This window comes from Salinilacihabitans rarus, assembly GCF_024296665.1.
GTDB lineage: Archaea > Halobacteriota > Halobacteria > Halobacteriales > Natrialbaceae > Salinilacihabitans > Salinilacihabitans rarus.
The window spans coordinates 1,546,728-1,565,860 of sequence record NZ_CP100762.1 but is presented as its reverse complement, the minus strand read 5'-3'; the positions used below and the strand labels follow the sequence as shown (position 1 = coordinate 1,565,860).

Below are 19,133 nucleotides of genomic sequence, written 5' to 3'. Positions count from 1 at the left end.
GGCGCTCACCGGTCGAGCGCCGCGGGCAGCCCCGTCCGGAGGAACTGCACGTCGTAGCGGTCGGTCCGCGCCAGCGCGGCCCCGAAGCCGACGGCGAGGGCGACGGGGATCGGGTTGCCGTACAGCGCGTTGACACCGCCCCACAGCAGGACGAAGCTCACGAGGTCGTCGAGGACGAACTCGCAGTCGCGGACGCGGTCGAGCAGCGCCGCGCGATCGAACGCGAGGTCGACGAGGACGACCGCGACCGCCCCCGAGAGGAGCCAGCCGGCGTAGTTCGACGCCGGGACGCCGTAGTACGGCCCCGGCGGCTCGTACGCCCAGAAGCCGAGCGCGACCGCGCCGGGGTCGAGCACGAGGTCGACCGCGAGGACGGCCGCGAGCGCGACCCCCAGCCGGAGGGGCGTCGACGCCGCCCGCCCGCGCAGCGTCAGCAGCGTGAGCAGGTAGGCGTTCAGTACCAGCGGGACGAAAAAGACCGGCAGCCCGAGGGGTACCTCGCCCGCGACCATCGGCCCGAGGTCGACGCCGTACTCGAAGTGGCCGTACGGCCAGCCCGTTCGCACGCCGACGAACTCGACCGCGTAGGCGTAGGCGACCAGCAGGCCGAGACAGGCGAGCGCCCGCCGGCCGATCCGCGGCAGGAGACCGACGACGAGCGGCGAGCGCATCACGAGCGTCCCGAACAGGATCAGCAGCGGGTCGAACGACAGCGCCGGCGGCAACAACCCCTCGGCGCTCGCGACGAGCGTCACCGCGCCGACGAGCGGGAAGACGACCGCGATGGTGAACCGATTCTCGCGGATCAGCGCGTCGAGACGCCGCTGTAGCGCCTCGCGACGCGAGTCGCCCGCCCGGGTCGTCGCGGTCGTGCTATCCATAGACCAGCCTCCAGAGGCCGCCCATCGTCAGCAGGGTGCCGACGGCCGTGTTGATCGCGGGGAACCACCAGTAGGCGCGGTCGACCGCGACGCTCGCGGTCGCGACGCCGGCGACGAGCGCGGGGTAGACGAGCAAGAGCGCCCCCAGCCGGTAGTCGAGGGCGGCGAACGCGCCGGCGGCGGCGAGCCAGCAGGCGCCACAGTAGGCGTAGGTGCGCCGCTTCCCGAGGACCGTCGCGGTGGTCCGGATTCCCGCGGCGCGGTCGGGTTCGATGTCGGGGACCGCGGAGAAGGTGTGCATCCCCATCGCCCAGAGCCAGCCGCCGAGGACGGCGAGTGCGGGGGGCTGGCTCCCGGCGACGGCCGCGTAGGCGGCGGCCCCCGGCGTCACGTAGAGGCCGTTCGAGACCGAGTCGAGAAGCGGCGTCGTCTTGAACCGGGCCGGCGGCGCGCTGTAGGCCGCCCCGAGGACGAGGAAGGCCGCGAGCCACGGCCACGCGGGCGCGGGGACGACCGGCAGCAACGCGAGCGGTACGGCGGCACAGAGGGCGACCGCGGCGGGGACGAACCGCTGGCCCTCGTAGCGCGCCTCGCGGCCCTCCTTCTTCGGGTTCGCGGCGTCGATATCGCGGTCGTAGACGTCGTTGATCCCGTAGAGGAAGACGTTCGCCGGGACGAGGAAGTACGCGAACAGCGCGACCGCGGCGGGAGCGACGAGGTCGGCCGTCGAGTCGGCGGCGTAGGCGACGCCGACGAGCGCCGGCCCGGCGAGGTAGAGCCAGAACCGCGGCCGCGAGAGCGTCAGCAGGTACGCGAGGTCGTCGGCGACCGAACGGTCGCTCGTGTGGATCCGTTCCCCGTTCATGCGTCCGTCAGCACGCGTTCACCCGCGGTACGACGCGCAGCCCGTTAACGTCTCGCGCCTGCGCTCGCTCTCGTACTCGCGTTCGCGTTCGCACCCGCACGCGATCACCCGTGATCCTCGAACACCTTCTCAGCGGTCAGTTGACCGCTGATGAGACACATCGGGACGCCGATACCGGGCGTGGTGTACGAGCCGGCGAAGTAGAGGCCGTCGACCTCCTTCGAGCGGTGAGGCGGGCGAAACAGCGCCGTCTGGCGGAGGGTGTGGGCCATCCCGAGGGCGGTCCCCCGGAAGCTGTTGTAGCGGTCGGCGAAGTCCGCGACGCAGAACGTCTCCTCGAGGACGATCCGGTCGCGCAGGTCCTCGCCGGTGTGTCTGGCGATGTCGTCGAGGATCCGGTCTCGATACTCCTCGCGGCGCTCGGGGGTGTCCTCCAGCCCCGGCGCGATGGGGACGAGCACGAACAGGTTGCTGTGGCCCTCGGGGGCGACGTCGTCGTCGGTCTCCGAGGGGACACACAGGTAGTAGGCGGGGTCGTCGGGCCAGGCCGGCTCGTCGAATATCTGCTCGAAGTGGCGGTCCCAGCCGGTCGGCAGCACGAGCGTGTGGTGGGCGAGTTCGGGGACGTCGCCCTCGACGCCGAGGTAGAGCAGGAACGCCGAGGGAGCGTACGTCCGGGACTCCCAGTAGTCGGCGTCGTAGCCGCGGCGTTCGGGGGTCAGCAGGTCCTGCTCGGTGTGGGCGTAGTCGGCGTTGCTCACCACGAGGTCCGCCCGGAGGTCGCCGTCGGGCGTCTCGACGAGGAACGCGCCCTCGCGGCCCTTGATCGCCGTCGCCGGCCGGTTCGTCTCGTACTCGACGCCGAGTTCCGACCCCATCTCCGCGATGCCGTCGATCACCGCGCCGAGTCCGCCCTCGGGGTACCAGACGCCGAGGTTGAAGTCGACGTGGCTCATCAGGTTGTACAGCGCCGGCGTGTTCCGCGGCGAGCCGCCCAGAAATACCAGCGTGTACTGCATGATCTGCTGGAGCTTCGGGTGGTCGAAGTAGTCCTCGACGTGACCCTGCATCGAGCCCAGAAGCGAGAGCCCCCGGGCCTGCCGGGCCACGTCGAGGTCGAGGAAGTCCCGCAGCCGCGAGCGGTCCTCGTAGACGAAGTGTTTCATCCCGACCTCGTAGTTCTCGCGGGACTTCTCGAGGTAGCGTTCGAGGGCCTCGCCGGCGCCGTCCTCGTACGTCTCGAAGATCCGCTTGGTCCGTTCGAGGTCGGCGGTCACGTCGACCCGGTCGCCGTCTTTGAAGAAGATCCGGTAGTGGGGATCGAGGCGGGCGAGTTCGTAGTAGTCCGACGGCGTGCGGTCGAAGTGACCGAAGAAACGCTCGAAGACGTCCGGCATCAGGTACCACGACGGGCCCATGTCGAACCGGAAGCCGTCGCGCTCCAGGCGGCTGGCCCGGCCGCCGAGCTGTTCGTTCTTCTCGATGACGCGCACGTCGGCGCCGGCGTCGGCGAGGTAGCAGGCCGTCGAGAGGCCGCCGATGCCGGCGCCGATCACGACGACCGACGCACCGTCAAGCGATTCCATGCCCCACCATACGTTTCGGTCGGGTGATAAACGTGTGTCCTTACGAGGTAAGGCCGCCGGTGGATTCCTGTACGCCGCGCCCGTACGACGGGTATGGACGAGACGACAGTCGTCGTGACCGGCGGGACGCGCGGGATCGGACGGGCGGTCGCCGAGGCCTTCGCCGCCGAGGGCGCGACCGTGGTGGTCGCCGCCCGCGACGGGGCCGAGGTCGAGGAGACCGTCGAGGCGCTTCGAGACGCGAACGGGAACGCGGACGCCGCGGGCCTGCGCGCGGACGTGCGCGACGAGTTCGACGTCGAGCGGCTGATGGAGACCGCCTCGCGGGCCGGCGACGCGGCCGGGATCGACGTCGTCGTCGCGGCCGCGGGCGTCTACCACGGCGAGAGCGGTCACACGCCGACGGACGGGGAGTCGTACGCCGCCTTCGACGACCACTGGCGGACGAACGCCCGCGGGGTGTTCGCGACGGTCCGCGAGGCGCTGCCGCACCTGACCGACGGGGCGCGCGTGCTCGTCCCCTCGGGGACGGTCGCCCGCGAGGGGAAGCCGGGCTACGGCTCCTACGCCATCTCGAAGGCGGGCGCCGAGGCCGTCGTCCGGGGGTTCGCCGCCGACACGGACCACGTCGTCCGCTGTCTCGATCCCGGAATCGTGGCGACGGAACTGACCGGCGGGCAGGGGCGCGACCCCGCCGACGTGGCGCCGATGTTCGTCTGGGCGGCGACGGCCGACCCGAAGTCCCTCGACGGAGACGTGATCGGGTTGCGGGAGTGGCGGCAGGCGACCCGGTGACGGGTCGCCGTGGAGAAGTCCGTAGGTCGCCGGCGCGCTGCCCCGTGCAGTACGCCGATGGGGTGGCGACGGCGATGAGTAGGCGCGGCCGCGGCCGTCAGAGTTCCCGGTCGCTGTCGGGGTTCTCGAGGTCCCACAGCAGGTCGGGCAGGAACGCCGCCAGGTCGTCGATCACGCGCCGCTCGCTCACGTTCAGCCCCTCGCAGTGCTCGTGGGCGGAGTCGCGGACGTCGACGTGGAGGTCCCCGTCCTCCAGCCAGACGCCGAGCGGGAACACCGAACACCGCGTCGGCTTCCAGTCGTGGTCGAGGTGCAACGAACAGAGGCCGTCCTCGCGCAGGAACGCGCAGGCGTGGCCGTCGTCGGCGACGTGTTCCTCGCGATCCTTCTTTTCGCGGGCGACGAACTTCTCGCCGCGGAAGTCGGTCGTCGTCTCGACGAGGTTCGCCCGCTCGGCGAGTTCGAGCAGGTCGCGGTCGTACAGGAGGACGCCGTGGTGACAGCACCACGTGCAGTCGTCGACGCACTCGAAGGTGAGGTCGGGGTCGAACTCGACGACGACCTCGCGACCGGGGCGAACCTCGACGCGGCGGGGGTCGCTCGACTCCTCGTCGCCGTCCGGGACGTCGGCGCTCACGCTCGCGTCGAGGGCCCGTGGACGCTTGTGCCTTTCCACCGGGACGCGTCGGACCCGCGCTGTTAGGCTTTTGTCGCTGCTCGTTGGAGGTCGCCTCGCATGGCTGACTCCGACAACGACGTCCTGGTTTCGGCGGACTGGGTCGAAGACCACCTGGACGAGTTTCAGGCGGACGACCCCGACTACCGTATCGTGGAGGTGAACAGCCCCGAGTCCCCCGAGGAGGGCGACTTCCCGTCGCGGTACGACGACGGCCACGTTCCGGGCGCGATCGGCCTCCAGTGGGACGAGGACCTCTCGGACCAGCAACAGCGGGACGTCCTGAAGAAGGCGGACTTCGAGGAGGTCGTCGGGAACCACGGGATCAGTGCGGACTCGACGGTCGTCTTCTACGGGAACGGCTGGATTCCCAACTGGTTCGCGCTGTTCGCCTACTGGGAGTTCACGTACTACGGCCACGACGACGCCCGCGTCTTGGACGGCGGGAAGGATTACTGGGTGAACAACGACTACCCGCTGACCGAGGCGGTACCGGAGTTCGACGCCGTCGAGTACGAGGCCAGAGGGCCGTTCGAGAGCATCCGCGCGTACAAAGACGACGTGGACAAGGCCCGCGAGGCCGGCGTCCCGATGGTCGACGTGCGCTCGCCCGAGGAGTTCACCGGCGAGATTCTCGCCCCGGAGGGCCTACAGGAGACCGCCCAGCGCGGCGGCCACATCCCCGGCGCGTCGAACGTCCCGGTGAAGACCAACCTGCGCGACGACGGCCGGTTCAAGGAACCCGACGAACTCGAACGGATGTACGCCGAGGAGGGCATCGACGGCGACGAGTCGGTCGTCACCTACTGCCGGGTGGGCGAGCGGTCGGCCATCGCGTGGTTCGCGCTGCACGAACTGCTGGGCTACGAGGACGTCCACAACTACGACGGATCGTGGACCGAGTGGGGGAACTTGATCCGGGCGCCGATAGAGCGAGGCGAGGGCGGCGACTGAGCGGAGCGAAGGCGACGCCCTCGGAAACGCGAGCGGGGAACGGAAGCGACCCGCGAGCGAGGCGAGGTGAGCGAGCCGCCGTCGCGACACCCTCAAGCGACCGCCGCCCCTAGTCGAGGCGTCGAATGCCCGAGTGCGAACTCTGCGAACGGGCGGTCGCGGCCACGACGCGCCACCACCTGATCCCCAAGAACCGGACGGGGAGTCCGACCGTGGACCTCTGTCAGCCGTGTCACGATCAGGTCCACGCCGTCTTCACCCACCACGACCTCAAGCAGTACTACCACACCGTCGAGCGACTCCGCGAGCACGAGGAGATGGCGAAGTTCGTCCGGTGGCTCCGGAAGGCAGACCCCGACCGCGTCCAGGTCGCCGACACCGAGCGCGTGCGCCGGTGGCGGTCCTGACATCCGAACGGTCAGGTCGACCGACCGGTAGCCGGGCGAGATAGTCCGCGACTCGTGAGAATGCTATTGCCGAGACGCCGGGGACGGCCGGCGAACCGGACCCGCGGCCCACCGGGGGGCGCCCGGACGCGGTTGCAGTCGCAGGCACACTTATCGTCTCATGGGGACACGTAACAGGTGGGAAGTGCAATGAAGAAACTGATCAACGAACCCGAGGCGGTCGTAGACGAAATGCTCGACGGTATGGTCGCGGCACACCCGGAACTGCGGCGCCTGGACGGGACGGAAGTGGTCGTACGCGCCGACGCGCCGGTCGACGGCAAGGTCGGCATCGTCTCCGGCGGCGGCAGCGGCCACGAACCGACCCACGCGGGCTACATCGGCGACGGAATGCTCGACGGGGCGGCGGCCGGCCAGGTGTTCACCTCGCCGACGGCCGACCAGTTGAGCGAGATGATCCAGGCCTGCGACGGCGGCGAGGGGGTCTTCTGCGTCGTCAAGAACTACGAGGGGGACGTGATGAACTTCGAGACGGCCATGGAGATGGCCGAGATGGAGGCCGACACCGAGGTCGACTACGTCGTCACCAACGACGACGTCGCGGTCGAGGACTCGCTGTACACCTCCGGTCGTCGCGGCGTCGCCGGCACCATCTTCGTCCACAAGATCGCCGGCGCGATGGCCCACCAGGGCGGCGACCTGTCGGAGGTAAAGCGCGTCGCCGAGAAGGCAAACGAGAACGTGGGCACGATGGGAATGGCGCTGACCTCCTGTGTGACCCCCGAGAAGGGCGAACCGACGTTCGAACTCGGCGACGACGAGATCGAACTCGGCATCGGCATCCACGGCGAACCGGGCACCGAGCGCACCGAGGTGATGAGCGCCGACGAGGTCGCCGAGCACCTCACCGAGGCCGTCCTCGACGACCTCGACCTCGACGAGGGCGCGGAGGTCGTCACGATGGTCAACGGGATGGGCGGGACGCCGCTGATGGAGTTGTACGTCGTCAACCGCCGCGTCCAGCAGCTACTCGACGAGCACGGCCTCGACACCTGGGACGTCTGGGTCGGCGACTACATGACCTCGCTGGACATGATGGGCTGTTCGATCACGGTGCTCGAAGTCGACGACGAACTGAAGGAACTGCTCGCGTACTCGGTCGACACGCCCGCGCTGACCGTCGCGGACGAGGAGTGATCACGGGGCGATGGATCTCGACACCCAGCGCGAGGCGGTCGTCGAAGCGGTCGAGGCCGTCGCGGCGCGACTCGACGAGGAGAAGGAGTACCTGACCGAACTCGACTCGGCGATCGGCGACGCCGACCACGGCGCGAACATGGACCGGGGCTTCGGCGCCGCCGCCGAGCGCGTCGCGGACGCCGACGACGACCCCGCCGACCTCGTCAAGACCGTCGGCGTGACGCTCGTCTCGGAGGTCGGCGGGGCCTCCGGCCCGCTGTACGGCGGGTCGATCATGAAGGCGAGCCAGGAACTCGACGACGGGATCACCCCCGAGGCGACGGTCGCGTTCGCGGAGACGTACATCGAGACCGTCGAGAACCGCGGGAAGGCCTCGGTCGGCGACAAGACGATGCTCGACGCGCTCACCCCGGCCGTCCACACCTACAAGAAGTCGATCGAGACCGACGACCTCGAACCGCTCGAGGCGCTCGCGAAGGCCGTCGACGCCGCCGAGCGCGGCGTCGCGTTCACGACGCCGATCCGCGCGAAGAAGGGGCGAGCCTCCTACCTCGGCTGGCGGTCGGTCGGCCACCAGGACCCCGGCGCGACGAGCACGCTGTACATCATGGAGGAACTACTCGACGTCGCGGCGAACTACCTCGACGGCGAGACCGAACTCGAGACCGACGCCGAAGCCGACGTCGAACCCGAGGAACTCGAGGAGGCCGCCGAGGCCGCCGAGGGCGGCGACGGCGCCGGAGGCGCCTGATGGTCGGCATCGTCGTCGTCTCCCACAGCCGGAAGGCGGCCGAGGGGATCGCCGAAATCGCCGACGAGATGGGCGGCGAGGGGAGCGTCAACGCCGTCGGCGGCACCGAGGACGGCCGCGTCGGGACGACCCCCGACCCCATCCGCGAGGCGATCGAGGCCGCCGGGAGCGACGGCGACGGCGTGGTCGTCGTGGTCGACCTCGGCAGCGCGGTGATGAACGCGGAACTGGCGATCGAGATGGCCGAGGTCGACGGCGAGGTCGTCATGGCGGACGCGCCGGTGCTCGAAGGGGCGCTCAACGCGGCCGTGACGGCGACGTCGGCGAGCGCGAGCGTCGAGTCGGTAAAGCAGGCCGCCGAGGACGCACGCGACGTCTCGAAGCTCTAGGCCTCGACGACGAGGAAGGTGTCCGCCGCGGTGTTCGAGCGAGACGCGGTCGGTCTCGACGCCGTTGCGGACGAACTCCCGAACGCCGCGGGCGTCCAAGTCGGTGACGTCGATCCGTCGTCGCGACTCCGCGTCCGGACGCCCGCGGTTCCGTTTCTGCCCGATCCGCTCCGATGTGCATACCCGTCGGTCGACGCGACGGTACGTCAAACCGACCCGTGTACGGTGAAAGTGAAAGTGCGGCGAGGCGTCGGGGCCGCGTTCACCCGAGGCGCTTGACGTCGACGAGGTGCGGTCCCGCGTCGGTCTCGATCGCGACCGCGTCGACGATCGAATCCAGCGCCCGCTCGCGCCAGCGTTCGAGGGCCGCGGCGTGGGCCTCGCGCACCCGCTCAGGCGGGGGGTCGCCGCCCGCGCGGTCGGCGTCATCGTCGCCATCGTCGCCGACCCGCGACCGCGCCGCCTCGACCGTCGGGTAGTCGTCGACGACGTCGTCGTCGAGCAGCCTCGCGGGATCGAGGTGGATCGACCCCGTCTCGGGGGCGTCGTCGACGCGGTAGGCGTGCAGGCGCGCGCGCATCCGGCCGTGGAACGGCGGCGTGACGCGCAGGACCGCCTCGCCGGGGTTCTCGCGCCCGTAGACGAAGGCGTCGACGACGTCCTCGGCCGAGACCGCGAGCGAGCGGATCGCCGACGGGTCGCCTGCCATCGGCGGGCCTTGGACGCGCGTCGGTTTAGGGTTCCGGGTCCGGTCGCGCCGCTTCGGGCCGGAACACGTCGGCGCGGACGTCCGTCGAGACGCCGGAGGCCGCCGCCGCGACCGAGTCGGGGAGCGTCGCGTCGGTCCCCGCGTAGCGCGAGCGCAGGGCCGCCCGGAGCGCCTCGCGGACGCAGGCCCGCGCGGCGGCGCCGACCGGCGTCGCGCTTCCGGAGAACTCGGCGGGCGCGCCCGCGGGGTCGTGGCCCGCGACGACCGCGTCCGTGGTCGTCCCCGGGAAACCCGTCTCGGCGAGCAGCGTCGCCGCCTTCGCCTCCGCGGCGACGGCGACCAGGTTCGCCAGCGCGCCGTCCCCGAGCGCCCGCGTCGTGCAGACGACGAGGTTCACGGTACCGGCCGCATCGTCCCCTCGTTCGAGTCGCCCGTCGGGCAACGCGCCGCCCGCGGGCTCTATCGGCAGCGCCGCCGGGTTCGAGACGCCCGCGGTCGCGTACGCGGTCACGGGCCCGCAGCGGGCGCCGCGGGCGTGTTCGAGGTCGACGCCCGTGAGCAGGACGGGGCCGTCGCCGTCGAATCCCGCCCGGTCGAGACGGTCGGCGACGTAGGACTCGACGTCGTCGCAGGCCCACCCCTCCGGGACGGAGACGTTGTAGGCGACGTCGGCGACGCGGCGGCCGCCGTTCCAGCCCGTGTGCAGCCACTCCGCGTCGGGCCGGCACACCCGGAGGACGCCGTCGACGCGCGTCGCCGGGAACGGCTCAGTCACGGCACAGCACCTCCAGCAGCCGGTCGTTCGCCTCGCGCGCTCTCACCGCCACGCGGACGTGCGAGTCGAGGCCGCGGAACGTCCGCGCGTCCCTGAGCGCGACGCCGCGCTCGCGCGCCGCGTCGAGCACGTCGTCGACGGCGCCCGCGACGTCACACAGCAGGAACGGGGCGTCCGAGGGGGACGGGGAGAACCGCGGATCGGCCTCGAAGGCCGCGAACAGCCGCTCGCGCTCGCTCGCCACCCGTTCGCGCGTCTCGCGGACGAACGCCTCGTCGCGCATGCAGTGCGCGCCGACTCGCGCCGCCGGCGTCCCGAGGTTCCACGTCCGCCGGGCGGTCCGGAGGGCGTCGCGCGTCCCGCCGCGGGCGACGGCGAACCCCGCCCGGATCCCCGGCAGGCCGAAGAGTTTGGTGAGCGAGCGCGCGACGACGACGTTCTCCCGCTCGGCGGCGGCGAGCGACGGCACGTCCGTGAAGCCGAGGAACGCCTCGTCGACGAGCAGAGTCGTCCCGGCCGCCGCGCAGCGGTCGGCGAACGCCGCGAGCGCGTCCGGGTCGGCCGCCTCGCCGGTCGGGTTGTTCGGCGTGCAGACGACCGCGAGCGCACAGCGGTCGAGGACCGCCTCGCCCACCTCGAACAGGTCGTCGCGGCGGACGAACCGCGGCCGGGCGCCCTGCAGGCGCACCTCGCGGGCGTACTCGCCGAAACTCGGGTAGGGGACGAGCGCCTCGTCGCCCGGCCCGAGGCGCACCTCGCAGACGAGTCGGATCGCGGCGAGGCCGCCGGGGGTCGGGACGACGGCCTCGGGGTCGCAGCCGACGTACTCGGCCGCGGCCGCGCGGAACGCGGGGTAGCCGTCGTCGGGGTACCGGCGGGCCGCGTCGAGCGCGTCGGCGTACGCCTCGGCGACGCCGTCGGGCGTCCGGGGGTTGACGTTGGCCGAGAAGTCGAGGACCGACGGGTCCGGGTCGCCGCCGTGGGGGACGCGCCCGGACTCGCGGATCGCGTCAGGGTCCACGGGGCTCACCTCCCGCGGCGTCCGCGACCGCCTCCGCGACCCCCAGTCGCTCGCAGACCGTCTCGATCCGTGTCCGGACCGTCGGCATCGCCCACGCCGGGACGAGCGAGAGCGCCCCGCCCATGGCGACGCCCTCCTTCGCCTCGCCCGCGCGGTAGCGGGCCATCGCGACGTGGTCGGACGCGTCGAAATCCGGGTCGGTGACGACGAGGTCGCAGTCGAGGCGCTCGCAGGCGGCTTCGAGGTCGCGGCCCCGGTCGGCGGCGACGAACGAGGTGGTCGCCAGCCGCAGCGGCGCGTCGACGCCGGCGCGACGGAGGAGGGCCGCGACGGCGACCAGTTGGGTGCCGCCGGCGAGGGTCACGTCGGTCCCGGCCGCGAGCGCGCCGGCGGCGACGCCGGCGACCGCGGTCTGGACGGGGTCGCCCATCAGCCGAACCGCTTCGAACGGCTCGTCGGCGCAGTCGCCGCGGTCGACGCCGCTCGCGGCCAGTCCCTCCGCGACGATCCGTCGCTTGCGTTCGAGGGGGTTCTCCGGGAGCGAGGAGGAGACGCCGGTCGGCTCCCCGAGCGCCGCGAGGACGCCGAGCGCGGTCGTCGTCCCGCCGGGAATCGTCTCGCCGACCAGCACCTCGTCGTCCGGGAGTCCGGCGCCGAACGCGCGGGCACGCTCGAATATCGTCGCCGCGCCGGGGACGGCCGCCGGTTCGCGGACGTCGCGGCCGGGCGCGGCGTCGAGGTCGACCGTCGGCGCCGCGGTCGGCTCCGAGAGGCCGGCGTCGAGGACCGTCGCGTCGAAGCCGACGACCTCGCGGACCGCGCGCGTGATCGCCGCGGGCGTCGGACAGCCGGTCGGGCTGACGGGCGTCACGGGCGCCGCCGTCGGCTCGCCGTAGACGAGGATCTCGGCGTCGGCCGCGGGGGTGTGGCCCGTCAGCGCCGGCGCGGCGCCGGCGGCGCTGATGCCGTCGATCAGCGCGGTCTCGGTCGTCCCCGCGGCGAGGATCACTCGCACGGGTCCTCCCCCCTCGTCTCCGGGCCGTCGCGTTCGAGCAGCGCCGCCGCGACGCGGGCGTCTTCGAGTCGGTTCACGTTGATCGCGAGTCGTGGGTCGTAGCTCGTGTGTGTCATTCGTCGATCGGAACCGCCGACCACGTTGACCCCGGTCGGCGCGAGGTGGGGGGCGTCGTCGAGCGTCGTCTCGCCGCCGGCGCCCAGCCGGCGTTTCAGCGCCGTCGGGACGCAGGCGGCGAGCGAGGCGTCGCCGCGGTGGCGCGCGAGGACCGCGTCGACCGCGGGGCCGTCGAGCAGCGGCAGGTCCGCCGCGACGGTCAGCGCGGGCGTCTCGACGCCGGGCGCGTCGAGCGCGACGCCGAGGTCGGTCACGTACCCCTCGCCGGGCGTCTCGACCGTCCGGACGCCGGCGGCTTCGAGGTGCGCGCGCGTCTCGGGGGCGTTCGGCGAGACGACCGCGCGGACGGTCTCGACCGCACTCGCCGCCAGCGCCCGGCGGACGCGGTCGACCATCGGGACGCCGGCGACGGGGTGCAGGGGTTTCTCGCGGGCGCTTTCGAGGCGGGTGCCGCGGCCGCCGCACATCACCAGAGCGTCCACGCGATCACCCCCGCGTGGAGGCCGACGACGCGACCGACCTCGTTGGCCGCCCCGAAGACGTCGCCCGTCACGCCGCCGAGGCGCCGACGCGCCCACGCCCACGGGAGGGCCGCGCCCGCGAGGGCGCCGCCGGCTGCGACGGCCGGGGCGGGGTGGGGCCACCCGAGGGCGGCGGCCGGCAGGCCGAGCGCGACGGGCGCGACGACCGCGGCGGGGTCGGCCGCGGCGGTCAGCCGCGAGCCGAGGCCCTCGCGGGCCGCGCGCCCGAGGCAGGCCAGCGCGGCCATGCCGACCTTGGCGCCGACCTCCGCGGCGACCGCGATTCCGACCGCGGCCGCGACGGGGAGCCCCGCGAGGCCGAGGCCGCCGAGGGCGACGCCGGCGACGACGACGGAGACGGCGAGCAGCGCGCCGACGCCGGTCGTCGTATCCTTCAACATCGCCAGTCGACGGTCGGCGCCGCCGTGGACGACCAGCGCGTCGCCGCAGTCGGCGACGCCGTCGAGGTGGTGGATCCCGGTGAGGAGGTAGACCGCGAGCAGGTAGCCGAGTGCGACCGTCGGCGCCGGGAGCGTCCCCGCGGCGACCAGCGGGAGCGCGGCGAGGGCGCCGACGACCCAGCCGACGACGGGGAACGTCGCCGGCGTCGCCCGGAACGCCGCCCAGTCGGCCTCGGCGTCGCGGCCGCCGGCGGGCAGTCGCGTCAGGAAGGCGAACGCCCCGCGCAGCGCGGCCGGCGAGAGCACGATCACGGACTCACCCCCGCGAGTCGCGCGAGCGCCGGCGCGGCCAGCGAGAGGGCGGCCGCGAGCGCCACCGAGAGGACGGCCGCCCGGCCGACGACCGCGACGGCGCGCTCGCCGTCGGCCGCGGTCGGGAGCGCGGCCTCCGGGTGGAGGACGTACGCGCCGGCCTTCTCGAGGCGGACGTCGAGCGCGCAGGCCAGCGTCGCCATCGGCCACCCCGAGTTCGGGGAGGCGGGGACGCGCGCCCACCGGCGGGCCCGCCGGGCCGCGGCCGGGTCGAGCGCCGCGAGCGCGATCGCACCCGCCGAGAGCCGGGCGGGGAGCCACATCGCGAGGTCGTCCAGCCGCGCGCTCGCGGTCCCGAGTGGCTCGTCGGGGTAGCCGAGCATCGAGTCGAGGGTGTTGACCGCCTTCACCCACGCGGCCGCGGCCGCCGCGAGCGGTAGCGAGAGCGGCGCGAGGACGGCGAACGGGAGCAGCGTCGAGGCCAGCCCGTCGGCGAGGTTCTCGGCCGCGCTCTCGACCGCCGCGCTCCGGATCTCGGCGGGCGAGAGCGTCGCGGCGTCGCGGCCGACGAGCCCGCGGACCGCCTCGCGGGCCGACGCCGGGTCCGCGTCGCTCGCGTCGACCACCTCGCCCGTCAGGTCGAGCAGCAGCCGCAGGCTGGTCGTCGAAAAGAGCACGAGCGCGGCGGCGGCCGAGCCGGCCAGCGGGCCGACGAGGCCGGCCGCGAGGACGAATCCACCGGCGACCGCCGCGGCGACCAGCGGGAGGACCGCGGCGACCGCGACGCCGGCCAGCCGCCGTCGCCGCCCGCCGGCGGGCCGCTCGCGGTCGACGGCGGCGACGAGCCGTCCGAACCACGCGACCGGGTGGAGGGCGTTCGGCGGTTCCCCGAGCAGGAGGTCGAGGCTGAACGCCAGCCCGAGGACCGCGAGCGTCGTCGCCGTCACGGGGCCCTCCGTCCCGGCCCGGAAGGGGTCCGTCTCACGCCGAGATCACCTCGAGTGCGGCGGGCACGTCGGCCAGCGGCGTCTCGTCGAGGAGCACCGCGGTCCCGCCGACCGCCTCGACCCCGCCGTCGGTCTCCGGGTCGTCGCCGACGTGGACGAGGTCGGCGGGGTCGACGCCGAGTCGGTCCGCCGTCGTCTCGAATATCTCGGGCGCGGGCTTGCGCCAGCCGCAGGCGACGCTCGTGACGACGGCGTCGAACGCGTCGCGGTCGAGGGCCGAGCGGATCAGCGTCCGCGAGACGAGTTCCGGAACGCTGCAGTTCGAACAGACGGCGACGGGGCCGCGCTCGCGGGCGGCGGCGACCGCCGCGGGCGCGCCGTCCCGGGTCCCGACGTCGGGGTCGAACGCCGCGACGACCGCGCGCCTGACGGCGTTGGCCTCGTAGTCGACGCCGGCGCTCGCGAGCGCCCGGCCGACGTGTGCGGGGAGCGGCACCTCGGCGCCCGCGGGGGCGTCGACGTGGGCGGACGCGTACAGGTCCGCCCAGCCGTCCGGGACCGCGACGCCGCGGGCCGCGAGTTCGTCGGCGACCGCCGCCGCGGGCTCTACCGGCCGGTCGACGTCGACGAGCGTGCCGAAGAGGTCGAACGATACTGCCACGTTCGTGTGACTAGCACAAGTTTACTTTACTCCCGCGGTCGCGCGGGCGCCGTCCCCCGTAACGCTTTTTCGGTTCGTCGAACATCTCGGCGCATGGATAGGAACGGTCGTCGTCGGTTTCGATCGACGGTTCTCGCGCTCATCGCCGTCGGGGCGCTCCCGCTCGCGATGCTGGTCGGCGCCGTCGTCTGGCTCACGTTCGGGCCCGCCGCGGCCGCGGGCGCCGCGGCCTTCGCCCTCGCGTTCTGCTGGATCGGGCTGTTGCCCCTCGCCGGGGTCGTGACCGAGGAGATGCTCGGCATCGAGGACGGCGACGGGAAGCGGACCGCGGACCCGCTGGAGACCCTGCGCGAGCGCTACGCCCGGGGCGAGATCGGCGAGGCGGAGTTCGAGCGCGGTCTCGAGCGCCTGCTGGAGACGGAAGACGGGGTGCCGGAGCGGGCTGGCGGGCGGCGAGAGCGGGAACGGCCGCGGGAGCGCGAACCGGCGACCGACCGCTGACTACTCGACCGGGATCACGTTCCCGTCGAGGTCCCGCGGGAAGTAGGTGAGCCGCTCGGTGCCGTCCTCGGTGATCGCGACCGTATCCGAGTGGCGGTAGCCGTACGCGTCGGTGTAGATGCCGGGTTCGATCGTGTAGACGTGGCCCGGGCGCATCGCGGCGTCGTCGGCGTCGTAGTTCGTGTGGTCGGACTCGCAGTGGTCGCCCCAGCCGCGGTCGATGTACGGCGGTTCGTGGCCCTCCATCCCGATGTTGTGGCCGACGTGGTGCTGGGCGAGGTCGGTCACGCCCTGCTCCTCGAAGTACGACCACACCGCCTCGTCGACGGCGGCGATCGGAACGCCCGGGCCGAGCGCGTCGATGGCGATGGTCTGCGCTTCGAGCACGAGTTCGAAGTAGTGGACCTGCTCGTCGGTCGGTTCCCCGAGGAACATCGTCCGTTCGAGTTCGGAGTGGTAGCCGTCGACGTTCGCCGTCGCGCCCGTGATCAGCACGTCGCCCGCTTCGAGGCGGCGGTTGGCCGTGTGACCGTGTGGCAGTCTGGTCTGCTCGCCGGTGATGTACCCCGCCGTGACCGGGCCCGTCCCCCGGGTGCGGGTGGCGTACCGGTCGCCGAGCGCGTCGAGCATCGCCCGCGAGGCGTCCGTCGAAGCGCGCTGGCTCGCGGTCGCGGGGTGGGCGCCGACCGCGGTGTAGTCGGCGAGGTAGCGGTGGCCGAGGTTGGCCCAGCGGGCGGACTCGCGGATCAGGTCCACCTCCGCGTCGGACTTCTCCCAGCGCATCCGGCGCACCCAGGCCTGCGTCTCGACGTCGACGAACACGGAGAGCGGCGGCCCCTGGTAGCCCATCGTCCCCGGCGCACTCTCGGCGTCGGCCGCGACGGCGTCGGCGCCGAGGCCGTCGAGCATCTCGGCGACGGTTGCCATCGGGTCGCCGCCGGGATAGTCGGCGTAGTGGTGGAACGCGTCGATCCGCGGGATCTCGCTCGCGCGCTCGACTTCGAGACGCGGCACCGTCAGTTCGACCCGCTCGTCGGTGACCGCGAGCGCGACCGGCCGCTCGGTCCGGATGTGGTCGAAGCCGGTCAGGTACTCGATACTCGTCGCGCCGAACCAGACGCCCGCGTCGGCGTCGGTCTCGGCGATCCGGTCGCGGACGCGTTCGAGGCGGGCCTCGAACTCGCCGTCGGGCAGTCGCGTCGCCATACCCGACCCTCGCCGGACGGGGACAAAAGGGTTCAGGCCGCGGTCGCGCCGACTATCCCTCGCCGATCATCCGCTCCTCGTCGGACCAGACCTTCTCGCGGAGTTCGTACTTCTGGACCTTCCCGGTCGCGGTCGTCGGCAGTTCCGCGACGAACTCGATCCGGCGAACCGCCTTGTAGCCCGCGAGGTGCTCGCGGGTGAACGCGGTCAGTTCGTCGCTCGTGACGCCGGGGTCGTCGGGGTCGCCGCTGGCGGGGACGACGAACGCCTGCGGGGTCTCGCCCCACTCATCGCTGGGCGCCGGGATCACCGCGACGTCGGCCACCTCGGGGTGCTCGAACAGGGCGTCCTCGAGTTCGATGCTGGAGATGTTCTCGCCGCCGGAGACGATGATGTCCTTCTTGCGGTCCTGGATCGAGATCATCCCGCGCTCGTCGACCGTCGCGAGGTCGCCCGTGTGGTAGTAGCCCTCGATCCGGTCGGAGAAGGCCTCCTCGGTGGCTTCGGGCTGGTTCCAGTAGCGGTCCATCACCTGGTTGCCGCGGACGACCACCTCGCCGAGGGTCTCGTCGTCGGCCGGGACGTCCTCGCCGTCCTCGTCGACGACCCTGACCTCGGTGCCGAGGTAGCCCAGACCCTGGCGCTTCTTGATCGCGAACCGGGTCCCTTCGTCGTCGGCGGCATCGAGGTGGCGGCGCGCGTCCGAGGTGGTGATCAGCGGCCCCGTCTCGGTCGCGCCGTAGACGTGCTTGAGGTACCAGCCGAACTCGTCCTCGACGAGGCGGATGGTCGCCTCCGGCGGGGCCGCCCCCGCGGTGGCGACCCGGACCGGCCGCGCCCCGGTCGTCTCGGGGGCGTGCTCGTCGTAGTAGTCGCCGAGCATGTTGAGCACCGTCGGCGCCGCACAGAAGTACGAGACGTCCTCCTCGCGGATCGCCTCGAAGATCCCGTCGGCGTCGATCCCGCGGGTGCAGACGTGTTTCGCGCCCATCCCCGTGACCGCGTAGATGTGTCCCCAGCCGTTGACGTGGAACATCGGCAGCGTCCACAGGTAGACGTCGTCGTCGCGCAGTTCCTGGTGGATCGACACGAGGTAGGCGTGGATCGTCTCCGTCCGGTGGGTCCGACAGACCCCCTTCGGGTCGCCGGTCGTCCCCGAGGTGTAGTTGATCGTGATCGTCTCGTCCTCCGCGAGTTCGGGGCGCTCCGCTTTCGTGAGCGGGTCGGCGGCCTCGATGGCCGCGTCGACGCCCTCCCACTCGCCGTCCAGCGCCTCGGGGTCGTTCGCGAGGAAGGTCTCCGTCGGCACCGAGTCGCGGATCGCGTCGATCTTCTCGCCGTACTCGTAGTCGGCGACGACGGCGGAGACGCCCGCGTCTTCGAGGATGTACGCGAAGTCGTCGGGCGTCAGCCGGTAGTTCAGCGGCGTGTGGATCGCCCCGAGTTGCATCGCCGCGTAGGCGGCCTCGAGGTGGTAGTGGGTGTTCGGGTCGAGGACGGCGACGCGGTCGCCCTTCTCGATCCCCCGCTCGCGCAGGGCCCGCGAGAGTCGGTCGACGCGTTCGCCGAACTCCTCGTAGGTGTAGCGCTCGCCCGTCGTCGCGACGATGGCTTCACAGTCCCCGTAGTGGGTCCGCGCGCGGTCCAGGAAGTCGGTCACCAGCAGCGGCCGTTCCATGAGCGGGCGTACGCCAACCGTCATGAAAGACGTTGAGGTTGGCGCGAAATCGACCGGCCGTCGCTCGCGCCGCGAGAAATCGAAGGAGAGAGCGTTCAGGCCAGTCGCGCGAACGCGAGGTTGCCGGAGATGTTCTTGATGTAGACCTCGACGACGTCGCCCTCGCTGGCGCCCGGGACGAAGATCGTGTACTCGCCTTTCTCGGCGACGCCGTCGCCCTTGCGGCCGGTGCCGGTGATCTCGACGGTGTAGGTCTCGCCCTCCTCGACGGCCTCGCGCTGCTGTTGCTGCTGGCCGCCCGAGGAGCGCTTCGTGACGGGCCGGAACGCGCCACAGGCGTCACAGCGCAGCATCGGCGTGCGGTCCTCGCGGACGAGACGGGTGTCCGGCAGGCCACACTCCGAACAGAGGACGTACTCGTCGACGTAGGCGTCGATCGCCGCGTCGAAGTCCTGCCCGGAGAACGAGCCGTTGTACCGTCCGCGGCCGTCCGCGAGTTTGCCGCTGGTCCCCAGTTCGCGCTGGACGAACCGGTGGAGGTGCTCGTCCTCCCGCGAGAGGACGTCCGCGATCTCCCCGAGGTTCGTAAAGCGGGTGAACGCGCCGTCCTTCTGGGCCTCGGCGTCGGGGATCTGCAGTCGCTGTTCGTCGCCACCGATGTCCGGGACGTTCTCCATCGCCCGGTCGAGACTCGACTCGTAATCCATACGCGTGGGAAGTGCGCCGCGACGTAAAGCCGTTCTGCTATCGGGTTCCGGGGCCCCA

General features: G+C 72.5%; 22 protein-coding genes. 7 read left to right on the top strand and 15 right to left on the bottom strand.

Going from position 1 to position 19,133, the window contains the following annotated elements; all coding sequences use genetic code 11:
* Nucleotides 1-5: 5 nt before the first annotated feature.
* The 3 genes from cruF to NKG98_RS08175 all read right to left on the bottom strand — a co-directional run bounded on the left by cruF (nucleotide 6) and on the right by NKG98_RS08175 (nucleotide 3,332).
* A complete protein-coding gene (gene cruF, locus NKG98_RS08185; RefSeq protein ID WP_254769165.1) occupies nucleotides 6-881 on the bottom strand; it encodes a bisanhydrobacterioruberin hydratase in 876 nt (291 codons plus the stop codon).
* A complete protein-coding gene (locus tag NKG98_RS08180; RefSeq protein WP_254769164.1) occupies nucleotides 874-1,746 on the bottom strand; it encodes a prenyltransferase in 873 nt (290 codons plus the stop codon). The genes cruF and NKG98_RS08180 overlap by 8 nt, the downstream gene beginning before the upstream one ends.
* 104 nt (nucleotides 1,747-1,850) lie before the next feature.
* Nucleotides 1,851-3,332, bottom strand: a complete 1,482-nt coding sequence (locus NKG98_RS08175) for a phytoene desaturase family protein (protein WP_254769163.1) — start codon at nucleotides 3,330-3,332, stop codon at nucleotides 1,851-1,853.
* Nucleotides 3,333-3,425: 93 nt separating this feature from the next.
* On the opposite strand from NKG98_RS08175, the gene NKG98_RS08170 reads away from it, so the two are divergent.
* Nucleotides 3,426-4,127 (top strand): SDR family NAD(P)-dependent oxidoreductase, encoded by a 702-nt coding sequence (locus NKG98_RS08170; protein ID WP_254769162.1) that lies wholly within the window; start codon nucleotides 3,426-3,428, stop codon nucleotides 4,125-4,127.
* A gap of 97 nt (nucleotides 4,128-4,224) precedes the next feature.
* On the opposite strand, the gene NKG98_RS08165 is transcribed toward NKG98_RS08170, so the two are convergent.
* The gene (locus NKG98_RS08165; RefSeq protein WP_254769161.1) at nucleotides 4,225-4,764 is read right to left on the bottom strand and encodes a YkgJ family cysteine cluster protein; all 540 of its coding nucleotides are present in this window, start codon (nucleotides 4,762-4,764) and stop codon (nucleotides 4,225-4,227) included.
* Nucleotides 4,765-4,863: 99 nt separating this feature from the next.
* On the opposite strand from NKG98_RS08165, the gene NKG98_RS08160 reads away from it, so the two are divergent.
* From NKG98_RS08160 to dhaM, 5 genes are all read left to right on the top strand, one after another.
* Nucleotides 4,864-5,757: a sulfurtransferase gene (locus NKG98_RS08160; RefSeq protein ID WP_254769160.1), complete on the top strand. Its 894-nt coding sequence runs from the start codon at nucleotides 4,864-4,866 to the stop codon at nucleotides 5,755-5,757.
* A 125-nt stretch (nucleotides 5,758-5,882) separates the two neighbouring features.
* Entirely contained in the window at nucleotides 5,883-6,164 is a 282-nt protein-coding gene (locus NKG98_RS08155) for a hypothetical protein (protein ID WP_254769159.1), read from the top strand.
* 189 nt (nucleotides 6,165-6,353) lie between these two features.
* Nucleotides 6,354-7,361 carry a dihydroxyacetone kinase subunit DhaK gene (gene dhaK, locus NKG98_RS08150; protein ID WP_254769158.1) on the top strand — a complete coding sequence of 336 codons (1,008 nt, stop codon included), beginning with the start codon at nucleotides 6,354-6,356 and terminating at the stop codon, nucleotides 7,359-7,361.
* Between the two features lie 10 nt (nucleotides 7,362-7,371).
* Nucleotides 7,372-8,115: a dihydroxyacetone kinase subunit DhaL gene (dhaL, locus tag NKG98_RS08145; protein ID WP_254769157.1), complete on the top strand. Its 744-nt coding sequence runs from the start codon at nucleotides 7,372-7,374 to the stop codon at nucleotides 8,113-8,115.
* Entirely contained in the window at nucleotides 8,115-8,504 is a 390-nt protein-coding gene (dhaM, locus tag NKG98_RS08140; protein WP_254769156.1) for a dihydroxyacetone kinase phosphoryl donor subunit DhaM, read from the top strand. The genes dhaL and dhaM overlap by 1 nt, the downstream gene beginning before the upstream one ends.
* Nucleotides 8,505-8,766: 262 nt before the next feature.
* Here the strand turns inward: dhaM and NKG98_RS08135 are convergent, their stop codons facing one another.
* The 8 genes from NKG98_RS08135 to NKG98_RS08100 are packed head-to-tail and all read right to left on the bottom strand — an operon-like array spanning nucleotide 8,767 to nucleotide 14,983.
* Complete coding sequence (locus NKG98_RS08135) at nucleotides 8,767-9,213, bottom strand: DUF8009 family protein (RefSeq protein WP_254769155.1); 447 nt, start codon at nucleotides 9,211-9,213, stop codon at nucleotides 8,767-8,769.
* Nucleotides 9,214-9,238: 25 nt separating this feature from the next.
* Nucleotides 9,239-9,988, bottom strand: a complete 750-nt coding sequence (locus tag NKG98_RS08130; RefSeq protein ID WP_254769154.1) for an adenosylcobinamide amidohydrolase — start codon at nucleotides 9,986-9,988, stop codon at nucleotides 9,239-9,241.
* A complete protein-coding gene (cobD, locus tag NKG98_RS08125) occupies nucleotides 9,981-11,009 on the bottom strand; it encodes a threonine-phosphate decarboxylase CobD (RefSeq protein ID WP_254769153.1) in 1,029 nt (342 codons plus the stop codon). The genes NKG98_RS08130 and cobD overlap by 8 nt, the downstream gene beginning before the upstream one ends.
* Nucleotides 10,999-12,024: a nicotinate mononucleotide-dependent phosphoribosyltransferase CobT gene (gene cobT, locus NKG98_RS08120; protein ID WP_254769152.1), complete on the bottom strand. Its 1,026-nt coding sequence runs from the start codon at nucleotides 12,022-12,024 to the stop codon at nucleotides 10,999-11,001. The genes cobD and cobT overlap by 11 nt, the downstream gene beginning before the upstream one ends.
* Entirely contained in the window at nucleotides 12,015-12,608 is a 594-nt protein-coding gene (locus tag NKG98_RS08115) for an NTP transferase domain-containing protein (RefSeq protein WP_254769447.1), read from the bottom strand. The genes cobT and NKG98_RS08115 overlap by 10 nt, the downstream gene beginning before the upstream one ends.
* Nucleotides 12,608-13,375, bottom strand: a complete 768-nt coding sequence (cobS, locus tag NKG98_RS08110; protein WP_425504400.1) for an adenosylcobinamide-GDP ribazoletransferase — start codon at nucleotides 13,373-13,375, stop codon at nucleotides 12,608-12,610. The genes NKG98_RS08115 and cobS overlap by 1 nt, the downstream gene beginning before the upstream one ends.
* Nucleotides 13,372-14,322: an adenosylcobinamide-phosphate synthase CbiB gene (cbiB, locus tag NKG98_RS08105; RefSeq protein WP_254769151.1), complete on the bottom strand. Its 951-nt coding sequence runs from the start codon at nucleotides 14,320-14,322 to the stop codon at nucleotides 13,372-13,374. Before cbiB ends, cobS begins: the two co-directional genes overlap by 4 nt.
* A gap of 34 nt (nucleotides 14,323-14,356) precedes the next feature.
* Nucleotides 14,357-14,983 carry an HAD family hydrolase gene (locus tag NKG98_RS08100; protein ID WP_254769150.1) on the bottom strand — a complete coding sequence of 209 codons (627 nt, stop codon included), beginning with the start codon at nucleotides 14,981-14,983 and terminating at the stop codon, nucleotides 14,357-14,359.
* A gap of 93 nt (nucleotides 14,984-15,076) precedes the next feature.
* Here NKG98_RS08100 and NKG98_RS08095 point away from each other — a divergent pair, with 93 nt between their 5' ends.
* Nucleotides 15,077-15,484 carry an SHOCT domain-containing protein gene (locus NKG98_RS08095; RefSeq protein WP_254769149.1) on the top strand — a complete coding sequence of 136 codons (408 nt, stop codon included), beginning with the start codon at nucleotides 15,077-15,079 and terminating at the stop codon, nucleotides 15,482-15,484.
* Here NKG98_RS08095 and NKG98_RS08090 read toward each other — a convergent pair whose 3' ends face one another.
* From NKG98_RS08090 to NKG98_RS08080, 3 genes are all read right to left on the bottom strand, one after another.
* Nucleotides 15,485-16,690: a M24 family metallopeptidase gene (locus tag NKG98_RS08090; RefSeq protein ID WP_254769148.1), complete on the bottom strand. Its 1,206-nt coding sequence runs from the start codon at nucleotides 16,688-16,690 to the stop codon at nucleotides 15,485-15,487.
* Between the two features lie 52 nt (nucleotides 16,691-16,742).
* Entirely contained in the window at nucleotides 16,743-18,368 is a 1,626-nt protein-coding gene (locus tag NKG98_RS08085) for a long-chain-fatty-acid--CoA ligase (protein WP_254769147.1), read from the bottom strand.
* A 95-nt stretch (nucleotides 18,369-18,463) separates the two neighbouring features.
* Nucleotides 18,464-19,075: a translation initiation factor IF-2 subunit beta gene (locus NKG98_RS08080; RefSeq protein WP_254769146.1), complete on the bottom strand. Its 612-nt coding sequence runs from the start codon at nucleotides 19,073-19,075 to the stop codon at nucleotides 18,464-18,466.
* Between the last annotated feature and the right edge of the window lie 58 nt (nucleotides 19,076-19,133).

Bases quoted from the DNA above. Each gene is read 5' to 3' on its own strand.
- cruF (WP_254769165.1), bottom strand. From the start codon at position 881: ATGGATAGCACGACCGCGACGACCCGGGCGGGCGACTCGCGTCGCGAG.
- NKG98_RS08180 (WP_254769164.1), bottom strand. From the start codon at position 1,746: ATGAACGGGGAACGGATCCACACGAGCGACCGTTCGGTCGCCGACGAC.
- NKG98_RS08175 (WP_254769163.1), bottom strand. From the start codon at position 3,332: ATGGAATCGCTTGACGGTGCGTCGGTCGTCGTGATCGGCGCCGGCATC.
- NKG98_RS08170 (WP_254769162.1), top strand. From the start codon at position 3,426: ATGGACGAGACGACAGTCGTCGTGACCGGCGGGACGCGCGGGATCGGA.
- NKG98_RS08160 (WP_254769160.1), top strand. From the start codon at position 4,864: ATGGCTGACTCCGACAACGACGTCCTGGTTTCGGCGGACTGGGTCGAA.
- NKG98_RS08155 (WP_254769159.1), top strand. From the start codon at position 5,883: ATGCCCGAGTGCGAACTCTGCGAACGGGCGGTCGCGGCCACGACGCGC.
- dhaK (WP_254769158.1), top strand. From the start codon at position 6,354: ATGAAGAAACTGATCAACGAACCCGAGGCGGTCGTAGACGAAATGCTC.
- dhaL (WP_254769157.1), top strand. From the start codon at position 7,372: ATGGATCTCGACACCCAGCGCGAGGCGGTCGTCGAAGCGGTCGAGGCC.
- dhaM (WP_254769156.1), top strand. From the start codon at position 8,115: ATGGTCGGCATCGTCGTCGTCTCCCACAGCCGGAAGGCGGCCGAGGGG.
- NKG98_RS08135 (WP_254769155.1), bottom strand. From the start codon at position 9,213: ATGGCAGGCGACCCGTCGGCGATCCGCTCGCTCGCGGTCTCGGCCGAG.
- NKG98_RS08115 (WP_254769447.1), bottom strand. From the start codon at position 12,608: ATGTGCGGCGGCCGCGGCACCCGCCTCGAAAGCGCCCGCGAGAAACCC.
- NKG98_RS08095 (WP_254769149.1), top strand. From the start codon at position 15,077: ATGGATAGGAACGGTCGTCGTCGGTTTCGATCGACGGTTCTCGCGCTC.
- NKG98_RS08090 (WP_254769148.1), bottom strand. From the start codon at position 16,690: ATGGCGACGCGACTGCCCGACGGCGAGTTCGAGGCCCGCCTCGAACGC.
- NKG98_RS08085 (WP_254769147.1), bottom strand. From the start codon at position 18,368: ATGGAACGGCCGCTGCTGGTGACCGACTTCCTGGACCGCGCGCGGACC.
- NKG98_RS08080 (WP_254769146.1), bottom strand. From the start codon at position 19,075: ATGGATTACGAGTCGAGTCTCGACCGGGCGATGGAGAACGTCCCGGAC.